Source organism: Kitasatospora sp. NPDC003701 (genome assembly GCF_053587085.1).
In genome coordinates this window covers 165932-177494 of record NZ_JBSFNM010000003.1, presented here as the reverse complement: position 1 = coordinate 177494, position 11563 = coordinate 165932, and the positions used below count along the sequence as shown (strand labels likewise).

Sequence of the window (11563 nt, the reverse complement as noted above, 5' to 3'; positions counted from 1 at the left end):
GCCGCGCCCGCCCACGTTGGAGGCCCGTTTTGTACAAGCTCCTGTTCGACCTCGTCTTCAAGAAGATGGACCCCGAGAAGGCCCACCACCTGGCCTTCTTCTGGGTCCGGCTGGCCTCCTCGGTGCCCGGCCTGCGCTCCCTCGTGCGGCTGGTGCTGGCCCCGCGCGACCGGGCGCTGCGCACCACCGCCCTCGGCCTCGACCTGCCCGGCCCGTTCGGCCTGGCGGCCGGCTTCGACAAGAACGGCGTCGGCATCGACGGCCTGTCGATGCTCGGCTTCGACTACGTCGAGATCGGCACCGTCACCGGTGAGCCGCAGCCCGGCAACCCGGCCCCGCGGCTGTTCCGCCTGGTCGAGGACCGCGCGCTGATCAACCGGATGGGCTTCAACAACCAGGGTTCGGCCCGGGTCGCCGACCGCCTCGCCCGGCGCCCGCACACCAGCTCCACCCCGGTCGTCGGCATCAACATCGGCAAGACCAAGGTGGTCGAGGAGGCCGACGCGATCGGCGACTACGTGAAGTCCACCGAGCGGCTGGCCAAGTACGCCGACTACCTGGTGGTCAACGTCAGCTCGCCGAACACCCCGGGCCTGCGCAACCTCCAGGCCGTCTCGCACCTCGGCCCGCTGCTCGCCGCCGTCCGTGAGGCCGCCGACCGCTCCACCGCGCACCACGTGCCGCTGCTGGTCAAGATCGCCCCCGACCTGGCCGACGAGGACGTCGACGCGGTCGCCGACCTCGCCCTGGAGCTGGGCCTGGACGGCATCATCGCCACCAACACCACGATCGGCCGCGAGGGCCTGCGCGAGAGCGCCGCGCGGATCGAGGAGATCGGCATGGGCGGCCTCTCCGGCGCCCCGCTCAAGGCCCGCGCGCTGGAGGTGCTGCAGCGCCTGCGCGCCCGCACCGAGGGCCGGCTGGTCCTGGTCTCGGTCGGCGGCATCGAGACCGCCGAGGACGCCTGGCAGCGCATCGTCCACGGCGCCGACCTGGTCCAGGGCTACAGCGCCTTCATCTACCAGGGCCCGTTCTGGTGCCGGCGGATCCACAAGGGCCTCTCCGCCCGCGTCCGGGCCGGCGGCTTCCGCAACCTGGCGGCCGCCGTCGGCAGCGCCAAGGCCTCCTGAGCGCCGCAGCCGGCCCCCGGAGCGCCGGCCGCGGTCCCGTGCCGCCGCCGGCCGCCCCCGCACCCCCTCACCCACGCCGTACGCCCTGGAAGGACGTCATGACCCTCGCCCCCTTCGGTGCCCGCCTGCGCCACGCCCTCGACACCCGCGGCCAGCTCTGCGTCGGCATCGACCCGCACGCCGCCCTGCTCGCCGCCTGGGGGCTGGAGGACTCCGTCGCGGGCCTGGAGACCTTCAGCCGCACCGTGGTCGAGGCCCTGGCCGACCGGGTGGCCGTGCTGAAGCCCCAGGCCGCCTTCTTCGAGCGCTTCGGCTCCAAGGGCGTCGCGGTGCTGGAGAAGTCCGTCGAGGAGGCCCGCGCGGCCGGCGCGCTGGTCCTGATGGACGCCAAGCGCGGCGACATCGGCTCCACCATGGCCGCCTACGCGGAGGCCTTCCTCGCGCCGGGCAGCCCGCTCTTCTCGGACGCCGTGACCGTCAGCCCCTACCTGGGCTTCGGCTCGCTGCGCCCGGCGCTCGACCTGGCGGCGGCCGGCGGTGCGGGGGTGTTCGCGCTGGCGCTCACCTCCAACCCGGAGGGTGCCGAGGTGCAGCGCGCGACCGGCGCGGACGGCGAGTCGGTGGCGGCCTCGGTGCTGCGGCAGCTGGCCGCCGAGAACGCCGGCGCCGAGCCGCTCGGCTCCTTCGGCGCGGTGGTCGGCGCGACGCTGGCGGACGCCGGCGTCGACCTGGCGATCAACGGCCCGCTGCTGGCTCCGGGGATCGGCGCCCAGGGCGCCACGATGGCGGACCTGCCGCGGGTGTTCGGCTCCTCGGTGCGCAACGTGGTGCCGAGCGTCAGCCGGGACGTCCTGCGGCACGGGCCGTCGGTGCCGGCCCTGCGGGAGGCGGCGGAGCGCTTCGTCCAGGAGTACGCGGACGCGGTGAAGTAGCGGGCGCCGAAGCGCCGTCGGGGCGCTGCCGGACGGCTGCCGCGGCGCTGCCGGAGGGTTGCCGGAGGGTGCGGAACGGCCGCCGGAGAGGTGGCGTGATGTGCTGCGATGGCGCGACGGGGTGGCGCGGGACCGGGCCACTTGACGTGAGCGCCGTCACATCGGCGGTGCCAAAGGTCCGCAATCGCGGTCATTTTGCCCGGGAAAGTCCTGGTCGGCCTTGGCTGACCAGGACTTTTCGTGTTCTTTTCCTGACGTGGCGCCGCAATCCGGGTAGTGTCCGGCGATAGGTCATCGAAGAGCGGCGATTCCCGTTGCTCTCGCAGGTCAGAGCCGTGAGGTTCCACTGCAACCGGTGCCCTGGGAACCAAACCAGTCATAGCTCAATCCCTTCCTTCCACACCCTGAGGTGAACGGCGTGGCTCTTCCGCCCCTTACCCCTGAACAGCGCACCGCCGCGCTCGCCAAGGCCGCCGAGGCTCGCCGGGAGCGCGCCGAGGTCAAGAACCGGCTCAAGCACTCCGGCGCCTCCCTGCACGAGGTGATCAAGGCCGGCAAGGCCGACAACGACGTGATCGGCAAGATGAAGGTCTCCGCACTGCTGGAGTCCCTCCCGGGCGTGGGCAAGGTCCGCGCCAAGCAGATCATGGAGCGCCTCGGCATCAGTGAGAGCCGTCGTGTCCGTGGCCTCGGTACGAACCAGATCGCCTCCCTGGAGCGGGAGTTCGGCGGCGGTGCCGCCTGACCGTGCCCCCGTGGTCCCGGGAGCGTCCGCGATCCGGGATAATCGGTGCATGAGTGAGCGTCCGCGGCTGACCGTGCTCTCCGGCCCCTCGGGGGTCGGCAAGAGCACGGTCGTCGCTCATATGAGGAAGCAGCACCCCGAGGTCTGGCTCTCGGTGTCGGCGACGACCCGCCACCCGAGGCCGGGCGAGCAGCACGGGGTCCAGTACCACTTCGTCGACAACGACGAGTTCGACAAGCTGATCGCCAACGGCGAGTTGCTGGAGTGGGCCGTGTTCGCGGGAAACCGCTACGGCACCCCGCGCCAGGCCGTACTGGAGAAGCTGGAAGCCGGCGTGCCGGTCCTGCTGGAGATCGACCTGCAGGGCGCCCGCCAGGTGCGCGAGTCGATGCCGGAGGCGCAGCTGGTCTTCCTGGCTCCGCCGAGCTGGGACGAGCTGGTGCGCCGGCTCACCGGCCGGGGCACCGAGCCGCAGGACGTGATCGAGAAGCGGCTGGACGCGGCGAAGGTCGAGCTGGCCGCCGAGCCGGAGTTCGACACGAGTCTTGTCAACACCTCGGTCGAGCAGGTAGCGGCCGAACTGCTAGCCTTGCTCGGTGTAGCCTGACCTGTCTGTCTTTTCCACCTTTCGGAAGGTTTTCGCGTGTCCTCTTCCATGACCGCGCCCGAGGGCATCATCAACCCGCCGATCGATGAGCTGCTTGAGGCCACCGACTCCAAGTACAGCCTCGTGATCTACGCCGCCAAGCGCGCGCGCCAGATCAACGCGTACTACTCGCAGCTCGGTGAGGGCCTGCTGGAGTACGTCGGCCCGCTGGTCGACACCCACGTGCACGAGAAGCCGCTGTCGATCGCGCTGCGCGAGATCAACGCCGGCATGCTCACCGCGGAGGCGATCGAGGCGGCCTGAGTCGGCCTCCTCTCGTTCTGTCGAATTGTCGAAGGGCCCGCCGGATCCGTTCCGGCGGGCCCTTCGGCGTGCCCGGAGCCGGATGCCGGCCGGTGCCCGCGGGCGCGGGCCGGGGCGGGGCGGGGTGCACCGTGCCGCCGGCCGGCGGGGGGTCGTAGGGTGAGCACGTCCCGAGCGAGGAGAGAGTGGGAAGCATGAGCGCGAGCACGGACCGGGCGGACGCCCCGCGCGTCGTCCTCGGCGTCAGCGGCGGCATCGCCGCCTACAAGGCGTGCGAGGTGCTGCGGCGGTTCACCGAATCCGGCCACCAGGTCACCGTGGTGCCGACCGAGGCCGCGCTGCACTTCGTCGGCGAGGCCACCTGGGCCGCGCTCTCCGGCCGGCCGGCCGCCACCGAGACCTGGGAGCGGGTCCACGAGGTGCCGCACGTGCGGATCGGGCAGAGCGCCGACCTCGTCGTGGTCGCCCCCGCGACCGCGGACCTGATGGCCAAGGCGGCCCACGGGCTGGCCGACGACCTGCTCACCAACACCCTGCTCACCGCGCGCTGCCCGGTCGTCCTGGCACCCGCCATGCACACCGAGATGTGGGAGCACCCGGCGACCAGGGAGAACGTGGCCACGCTGCGCCGCCGGGGCGTCGTCGTGCTGGAGCCCGCCGTCGGGCGGCTGACCGGCAAGGACACCGGCAAGGGGCGGCTGCCCGAGCCGTCCGCGATCGTCGACGCCTGCCGGGCGCTGCTGCGCCGGGGCGGCGCCGCCGCCGACCTGGCCGGCCGGCACGTGGTGGTCTCGGCCGGCGGCACCCGTGAGCCGCTGGACCCGGTGCGCTACCTCGGCAACCGCTCCTCCGGCAAGCAGGGCTACGCGCTCGCCGCGACCGCCGCGGCGCGCGGCGCCCGGGTGACGCTGCTCTCGGCGAACGCGGAGCTGCCCGACCCGGCCGGGGTGGACGTGGTGCACGTCTCGACCGCGCTGGAGCTGCGGGAGGCCGCGCTCGAGGCGGCGGCCGGGGCCGACGCGGTGGTGATGGCCGCCGCGGTCGCCGACTTCCGGCCGGCCGAGTACGCCAGCGGCAAGATCAAGAAGGTCGACGGGGTCGAGCCGGCCCCGGTCGCGCTGGTCCGCAACCCGGACATCCTGGCCGAGCTCTCCGCCCACCGACCCCGTTCGGGTCAACTGGTGGTGGGTTTCGCGGCGGAGACCGACGAGGTGCTCGCGAACGGCCGCGCCAAGCTCGCCCGCAAGGGCTGCGACCTGCTGGTGGTGAACGAGGTCGGCAACGGCAAGGCGTTCGGTACGGACGTCAACGAGGCCGTGGTACTGGGCTCGGACGGCAGTGAGACGGCGGTGCCGGTGGGGCCCAAGGAGGCGCTCGCCGACGTGGTCTGGGACCTGGTCGTGAAGCGGTGGCAACCGGTCGCCGAGTGATCTCAAGAGGTGAGCAACCGGTCTCCTTTTCCGGAATCGAGTCCCGATAGCCGGTAGCTGACCGTTACACTCCAGGAATCAAGTCTTTCCGGATGTCCCCGGTTCGCCGGGGGCCTTCAGTCAGCAGCCGCTGCAACCCCAGGGAGCGCTGTGTCTCGCCGCCTGTTCACCTCGGAATCCGTGACCGAGGGACACCCCGACAAGATCGCTGACCAGATCAGCGACACCATCCTTGACGCTCTCCTGCGAGAGGACCCGACGTCCCGGGTCGCCGTGGAGACGCTCATCACCACCGGCCAGGTGCACGTGGCCGGCGAGGTGACCACCAAGGCGTACGCGCCGATCGCCCAGCTCGTCCGGGACAAGATCCTGGAGATCGGCTACGACAGCTCCAAGAAGGGCTTCGACGGCGCCTCCTGCGGCGTGTCGGTGTCCATCGGTGCCCAGTCGCCCGACATCGCACAGGGTGTCGACACGGCGTACGAGGCCCGGGTGGAGGGTGACGAGGACGACCTGGACAAGCAGGGCGCCGGTGACCAGGGCCTGATGTTCGGCTACGCGTCCGACGAGACGCCCGAGCTCATGCCGCTGCCGATCACCCTGGCGCACCGCCTGTCGCGTCGCCTCTCCGAGGTCCGCAAGAACGGGACGATCCCGTACCTGCGCCCCGACGGCAAGACCCAGGTCACCATCGAGTACGACGGCGACAAGGCCGTCCGCCTCGACACGGTGGTCGTCTCCTCGCAGCACGCCAGCGACATCGACCTCGACTCGCTGCTCACCCCGGACATCCGCGAGTTCGTCGTGGAGCCGGAGCTCAAGGCGCTCGCCGAGCAGGGCATCAAGCTCGTCACCGAGGGCTACCGCCTGCTGGTCAACCCGACCGGTCGCTTCGAGATCGGCGGCCCGATGGGCGACGCCGGCCTCACCGGCCGCAAGATCATCATCGACACCTACGGCGGCTTCGCCCGCCACGGCGGCGGTGCCTTCTCCGGCAAGGACCCGTCCAAGGTGGACCGCTCGGCCGCCTACGCGATGCGCTGGGTGGCGAAGAACATCGTCGCCGCCGGCCTCGCCAGCCGCGCCGAGGTGCAGGTCGCGTACGCGATCGGCAAGGCCGAGCCGGTCGGCCTCTTCGTGGAGACCTTCGGCACCGAGACCGTGCCGGTGCTCTCCATCCAGAAGGCCGTCACCGAGGTGTTCGACCTCCGCCCGGCCGCGATCATCCGCGACCTGGACCTGCTCCGCCCGATCTACTCGCAGACCGCCGCGTACGGCCACTTCGGCCGTGAGCTGCCGGACTTCACCTGGGAGCGGACCGACCGGGTCGAGCAGCTGAAGAAGGCCGTCCAGGACTGACCTGTGGTCGGCTGATCGGATCGGACCGCAGGCGGCGGTCGCCCCGGCACAGGGGCGGCCGCCGCCTGCGGCGTTGTCGTGGGCGTCGTGGGCGTCGTGTCGGTGTGACCTGGTAGTACTGGGAGCGATGAGCAGCACGCAGGGGAGTGACGAGGCCGGGGCGGCGCCGGAGCAGCTTGCCTTCATCCGGGAGACGGTCCGCCGCGCCAAGCCCCGGACGTGGCACGGCGCCAAGCGGGCCGAGCACCTGCCGGTGGCCCGGGTGGTGGTCGACAAGGGCGTCCTGACCATCGACAAGTTCTTCGACTACGAGGTGCCCGCCGTGATGGCGGAGGACGCCCGGCCCGGCGTCCGGGTCCGGGTGCGCTTCGGGGCGCGGGTGGTGAAGGGCCAGCGCGAGGGCGGGGAACTGCACGACGGGTTCATCGTCGAGCGCCTGGAGAAGAGCGACTTCCCCGGTCCGCTGGCGCCGCTCGCCCAGGTCCTCTCGCCCGAGCCGGTGCTCACCCCGCAGCTGCTGCGGCTCTGCCGTACCGTCGCCGACCGGTACGCGGGCACCCTGGCGGACGTCCTGCAGCTGGCCGTTCCGCCCCGGCACGCCAAGGCCGAGGCGGAGCCCTCGCCGCCGCCCGGCCCGCTGCCCCGGGCGCCGCAGGCCGGCGGCTGGTCCCGCTACCCCGCCGGGGCCGACTTCCTCGCCTCGCTGGCCGCCGGCGGCTCGCCGCGCGCGGTCTGGACGGCGCTGCCCGGCCCCGGCTGGCCCTACGAGATCGCCCGGGCCGTCGCCGCCACGCTGGCGAGCGGGCGCGGCGCGCTGGTCGTCCTGCCGGAGGGACGCTCGGTGGCGCGGGTGGACCAGGCGCTCACCGAGCTGCTCGGCGAGGGCATGCACGCGACCCTGGAGGCCGACCTCGGCCCCCGCGAGCGCTACCGGCGCTGGCTGACGGTGAGCCGCGGCTCGGTGCGCGCCGCCATCGGCACCCGCGCCGCCATGTTCGCGCCGGTGCACGACCTCGGGCTGGTGGTCGTCTGGTCCGACGGTGACAGCAGCCACAGCGATCCGCGCAGCCCGCACCCGCACGTGCGGGAGGTCGCGCTGCTGCGCGCCGCCGAGGAGGGCGCGGCCGTCCTGCTCGGCGGGCACGCCGTCACGGTCGAGGGCGCGCAGCTGGTCAGCACCGGCTGGGCCCGGCCGCTGGTGGCCGACCGGGAGACCGTGCGGCAGGTGGCGCCGAGGGTCCGCACCGTCACCGACCAGGACCAGCACCGGGACGCCGCGGCCCAGGCCGCCCGGCTGCCCTCGGTGGCCTGGGAGGTGGCACGGGAGGCGCTGGCGAGCGGCGGCCCGGTCCTCATCCAGGTGCCGCGCCGCGGCTACGTGCCCCGGCTGTCCTGCGGGAACTGCCGCACGCCCGCGCGCTGCCGCCGGTGCGAGGGACCGCTGGAGGCTCCGTCCGCCGACGCGCCGCTGCAGTGCGGGTGGTGCGGGGAGGCCGCGGCCGACTGGCACTGCCAGGAGTGCGGCTCGTTCCGCCTGCGGGCCCAGGTGGTCGGGGCCCGGCGGACGGCGGAGGAGCTGGGCAAGGCGTTCCCGCGGATCCCGGTCCGGACCTCCGGGCGGGACGCGGTGCTGACGACCGTCCCGGCGGAGCCCGCCCTGGTGATCTCCACCCCGGGCGCCGAGCCGGTGGTGGAGGGCGGCAGCGGCTACGCGGCCGCGCTGCTGCTGGACGGCTGGGCGCTGCTCGGTCGGCCGGACCTGCGGGCGGGCGAGGAGACGCTGCGGCTCTGGCTGACCGCCGCCGCGCTGGTGAAGCCCTCGACGGAGGGCGGCACGGTGGTCGTGGTGGCCGAGCCGACGGCGCGGCCGGTGCAGGCGCTGGTCCGCTGGGACCCGCTCGGCCACGCCGGGCTGGAGCTGGAGGAGCGGGCGCAGCTGCACTTCCCCCCGGTGTCGCGGATGGCCTCGGTCAGTGGCAGTCCGGCGGCGGTGGCGGATCTGCTCGGGCTGATCCGGCTGCCCTCCGAGGCGGACGTGCTGGGGCCGGTGCCCGCCACCGCGCTGCGGGGGGAGGAGCAGGAGCGGGCGCTGCTGCGGGTGCCACCGGGGCAGGGCGCGGCGCTGGCGGCGGCGCTGAAGGCGGCGCAGATCGCGCGGATCGCGCTGCGGTCGCCGGAGGTGGTCAAGGTGCGGATCGATCCGACGGACATCGGCTGAGGGCGTCGACCGCGTCCTGCTGCTCGACGGCGGCCGAGGGCCCGTGCGGTTCGGCGCGCTCGGCCGGGCCGCACGGGCCCCGGGGGTCAGCCGCGCAGGGGGATGCCGGGGCGGTCCAGGGCGCCCCGGTCGTGGGTAGGGCGGTCGTGCGCGGACCGGTCCAGTACGGCGCGGTCCAGGGTGCTGCGGTCCAGGCCGCCCTGGCGGGCCGCCGGGACGGTCGCGGCCAGCCCGGTCGGGGCGGGCGCGGCGGCCGGCAGCTCCTCGGAGCGGTCCGGCCGGGTCGGTCCCGGCACCCCGGGGACGCCGCCGGCCGGGACCCCGCCGGCCGCCAGCAGCTCGCTGGTCGGCCGACGCATCCCGTAGCGCCGGTGCACCGCCTGCTTGGTGACCCCGAGGGCCGAGCCCACCGAGTCCCAGGAGAAGCCCAGCGCGCGGTCGAACTCGACCGCCGCCGCCACCAGCGTCTCCACGCTCTCGCGCAGCTCCTGCGCCAGCCGCACCGTCGGCGCGGGCGCCCGCCCGTACACCACGAACCCGGCCGAGGTACTGGGGCGGCGCGGACGGTAGACGTTGCCCAACTGGGCGGTGAGCGTCCGCAGCGCGTCGACCTGCCGCCGCACCCGCTCGATGTCCCGCACCAGCAGGTGCAGGCTCGCCCGCGCCCGGGCGTCGTGATTGATCTGCTCGGCCATGGCCTACGTGCCACCTTCCGTACGGTTCAGCTCGGCCGGAACGCGGTGTCCCGCGCGTCCCGGCCCCGGTCAATCTCACTTGACCAACGCCGGACCGGCCGCCGGGGTCACGCAGCCGGGCCGACTCGGGATATGCCAGAACACGGTGTCGGGGGCCGAAGACCTGCGCGGGAGGGGTGCGGTGGGGGCGGACGGCCCCCGGATCCGATTGCATAGACTTGACCGGTGGCCGGCCCGTGCGCGGGTCCGTGGTCCGGTGGGCCCGGGCTCCGAGGGCCGGCACGCCGAACGCCCGCACCCCGAACGCCTGCACCCCGAACGCCTGCACCCCGAACCTCCGAACCTCCGAACTTCCGAATGCTCGAACTCCCGACGGACAGGAGCCCGTACGCCGTGGCGATCCAGCCGATCCGCATCTTCGGAGACCCCGTTCTGCGGGCCACCGCCCAGCCGGTGACGACCTTCGACAAGGAACTGCGCAACCTCGTCCGGGACCTCACCGAGACCATGCTCGACGCCCCCGGCGCCGGGCTGGCGGCTCCCCAACTCGGAGTCTCGCTACGGGTGTTCACCTACCACGTGGACGGCGTCACCGGGCACCTGATCAACCCCGACCTGTCGCTGACCGACGAGGAGCAGGAGGGCCCCGAGGGCTGCCTCTCGCTCCCCGGCCTGCGGTACGACACCAGGCGCGCGTACGGCGTGGTCGCCAGGGGCTTCACCATGTACGGCGATCCGATCACCGTCGAGGGCACCCAGCTGCTCGCCCGCTGCATCCAGCACGAGACCGACCACCTCGACGGCATCATCTTCATCGACCGCCTCGACCGCGAGCGGCGCAAGGAAGCGCTCAAGGCGATCCGCGAGGCGGACTGGGGCGACGGCCCCGCGCCCGTCGTCCGGGTCTCCCCGCACAGCACCTTCGGCTCCGCGCGCTGACCGCCGGCGCCGCGTCACCACCCCTGAGTTCCCGCTACCAGAAAGGCACTTGATGCGCCTCGTGTTCGCCGGCACCCCCGAGGTCGCCGTTCCCGCCCTGGACGCCCTGCTCGCCTCCGACCGGCACGAGGTCGTCGCGGTGGTCACCCGCCCCGACGCCCCCGCCGGGCGCGGGCGCAAGCTGGTCGCCAGCCCCGTCGCCCAGCGCGCCGAGGAGGCCGGGATCGAGGTCCTCAAGCCGGTGAAGCCCAGCGACCCGGAGTTCATCGCCCGCCTCACCGAACTCGCCCCCGACTGCTGCCCGGTGGTCGCGTACGGCGCGCTGCTGCGCCCCGGCGCGCTGGAGATCCCCAAGCACGGCTGGGTCAACCTGCACTTCTCGCTGCTCCCGGCCTGGCGCGGCGCCGCCCCCGTGCAGCACTCGGTGCTGGCCGGCGACGAGGTCACCGGCGCGTCCACCTTCCTGATCGAGCAGGGCCTGGACTCCGGCCCGGTCTTCGGCGTCATCACCGAGGAGATCCGCCCGACCGACACCAGCGGCGAGCTGCTCGACCGCCTCGCGCACTCCGGCGCCCGCCTGCTGGCCGCCACCATGGACGGCATCGCCGACGGCTCCCTGCACGCCGTCCCGCAGCCCGCCGACGGCGTCACGCTCGCGCCGAAGATCAGCGTCGAGGACGCCCGGATCGACTGGGCCCACCCCGCGCTGCGGATCGACCGGGTGGTGCGCGGCTGCGCCCCCGCGCCCGGTGCCTGGACGCTCTTCCGCGGTGAGCGGCTGAAGGTCTCCGGCCCGGTCGAGCTGGTGACGGACGCCGCCGCGCTCGCCCCCGGGGAGCTGGCCGTCGGCAAGAACAGCGTCCGCGTCGGCACCGGCAGCCATGAGATCGAGCTGGGCGAGGTGCAGCCGCAGGGCAAGAAGCCGATGCGTGCCGCCGACTGGGCCCGGGGGGCGCGCATCGAGTCCGGCGAGCGCTTCGAGGACGCCGCGCGCTGACGCCCCGGGGCGGGGTGCCCGTTCCACGGGTGCGGCGCCCGGGACCGCCGGGGTGACGGGTTGGGCCCGGACCGGTCCGGGCCCCACCCGCGGAGCCGGTTCCGGGTACCGGTCGCCGATGCCTGCGGCGTTCCCGCCCGGGGCCGTGACCCGGGCCGGCCCCAGGTCGCCCGGGCGTCGAGGACGGGCCTCGGGCGCGGGCGGGGTG

The 11563-nt window shown here is 73.9% G+C and carries 11 protein-coding genes; 10 read left to right on the top strand and 1 reads right to left on the bottom strand.

Translation table 11 applies throughout. From position 1 onward, the window contains the following. Positions 1 to 29: 29 nt before the first annotated feature. The 8 genes from ACWDRR_RS04405 (at position 30) to ACWDRR_RS04370 (ending at position 8724) form a co-directional block, all read left to right on the top strand. On the top strand, positions 30 to 1130 hold the full coding sequence (locus ACWDRR_RS04405) for a quinone-dependent dihydroorotate dehydrogenase (RefSeq protein WP_449770676.1): 1101 nt from the start codon (positions 30 to 32) through the stop codon (positions 1128 to 1130). A gap of 98 nt (positions 1131 to 1228) precedes the next feature. Beyond that, complete coding sequence (gene pyrF, locus ACWDRR_RS04400) at positions 1229 to 2062, top strand: orotidine-5'-phosphate decarboxylase (protein ID WP_449770675.1); 834 nt, start codon at positions 1229 to 1231, stop codon at positions 2060 to 2062. Between the two features lie 418 nt (positions 2063 to 2480). Continuing rightward, positions 2481 to 2807: an integration host factor, actinobacterial type gene (mihF, locus tag ACWDRR_RS04395; RefSeq protein ID WP_030056187.1), complete on the top strand. Its 327-nt coding sequence runs from the start codon at positions 2481 to 2483 to the stop codon at positions 2805 to 2807. A gap of 49 nt (positions 2808 to 2856) precedes the next feature. Beyond that, the gene (gene gmk, locus ACWDRR_RS04390; RefSeq protein ID WP_387894410.1) at positions 2857 to 3414 is read left to right on the top strand and encodes a guanylate kinase; all 558 of its coding nucleotides are present in this window, start codon (positions 2857 to 2859) and stop codon (positions 3412 to 3414) included. A gap of 36 nt (positions 3415 to 3450) precedes the next feature. Then, positions 3451 to 3717: a DNA-directed RNA polymerase subunit omega gene (rpoZ, locus tag ACWDRR_RS04385; RefSeq protein ID WP_030240625.1), complete on the top strand. Its 267-nt coding sequence runs from the start codon at positions 3451 to 3453 to the stop codon at positions 3715 to 3717. Positions 3718 to 3911: 194 nt separating this feature from the next. Then, positions 3912 to 5147 carry a bifunctional phosphopantothenoylcysteine decarboxylase/phosphopantothenate--cysteine ligase CoaBC gene (coaBC, locus tag ACWDRR_RS04380; protein ID WP_449770674.1) on the top strand — a complete coding sequence of 412 codons (1236 nt, stop codon included), beginning with the start codon at positions 3912 to 3914 and terminating at the stop codon, positions 5145 to 5147. 150 nt (positions 5148 to 5297) lie between these two features. Further along, positions 5298 to 6506 (top strand): methionine adenosyltransferase, encoded by a 1209-nt coding sequence (gene metK / locus ACWDRR_RS04375; RefSeq protein ID WP_449770673.1) that lies wholly within the window; start codon positions 5298 to 5300, stop codon positions 6504 to 6506. A 127-nt stretch (positions 6507 to 6633) separates the two neighbouring features. Further along, positions 6634 to 8724, top strand: coding sequence for a primosomal protein N' (locus tag ACWDRR_RS04370; protein ID WP_449770672.1), 2091 nt, complete (start codon positions 6634 to 6636; stop codon positions 8722 to 8724). A gap of 86 nt (positions 8725 to 8810) precedes the next feature. Here the strand turns inward: ACWDRR_RS04370 and ACWDRR_RS04365 are convergent, their stop codons facing one another. Beyond that, complete coding sequence (locus ACWDRR_RS04365; protein WP_449770671.1) at positions 8811 to 9419, bottom strand: hypothetical protein; 609 nt, start codon at positions 9417 to 9419, stop codon at positions 8811 to 8813. Positions 9420 to 9812: 393 nt separating this feature from the next. On the opposite strand from ACWDRR_RS04365, the gene def reads away from it, so the two are divergent. Together def and fmt are read left to right on the top strand one after the other, a co-directional pair. Then, positions 9813 to 10358 carry a peptide deformylase gene (gene def, locus ACWDRR_RS04360; protein WP_449770670.1) on the top strand — a complete coding sequence of 182 codons (546 nt, stop codon included), beginning with the start codon at positions 9813 to 9815 and terminating at the stop codon, positions 10356 to 10358. Positions 10359 to 10410: 52 nt separating this feature from the next. Beyond that, positions 10411 to 11355: a methionyl-tRNA formyltransferase gene (gene fmt / locus ACWDRR_RS04355; protein WP_449770669.1), complete on the top strand. Its 945-nt coding sequence runs from the start codon at positions 10411 to 10413 to the stop codon at positions 11353 to 11355. Positions 11356 to 11563: the final 208 nt, after the last annotated feature.

Bases quoted from the DNA above. Each gene is read 5' to 3' on its own strand.
- pyrF (WP_449770675.1), top strand. From the start codon at position 1,229: ATGACCCTCGCCCCCTTCGGTGCCCGCCTGCGCCACGCCCTCGACACC.
- gmk (WP_387894410.1), top strand. From the start codon at position 2,857: ATGAGTGAGCGTCCGCGGCTGACCGTGCTCTCCGGCCCCTCGGGGGTC.
- coaBC (WP_449770674.1), top strand. From the start codon at position 3,912: ATGAGCGCGAGCACGGACCGGGCGGACGCCCCGCGCGTCGTCCTCGGC.
- ACWDRR_RS04370 (WP_449770672.1), top strand. From the start codon at position 6,634: ATGAGCAGCACGCAGGGGAGTGACGAGGCCGGGGCGGCGCCGGAGCAG.
- ACWDRR_RS04365 (WP_449770671.1), bottom strand. From the start codon at position 9,419: ATGGCCGAGCAGATCAATCACGACGCCCGGGCGCGGGCGAGCCTGCAC.
- fmt (WP_449770669.1), top strand. From the start codon at position 10,411: ATGCGCCTCGTGTTCGCCGGCACCCCCGAGGTCGCCGTTCCCGCCCTG.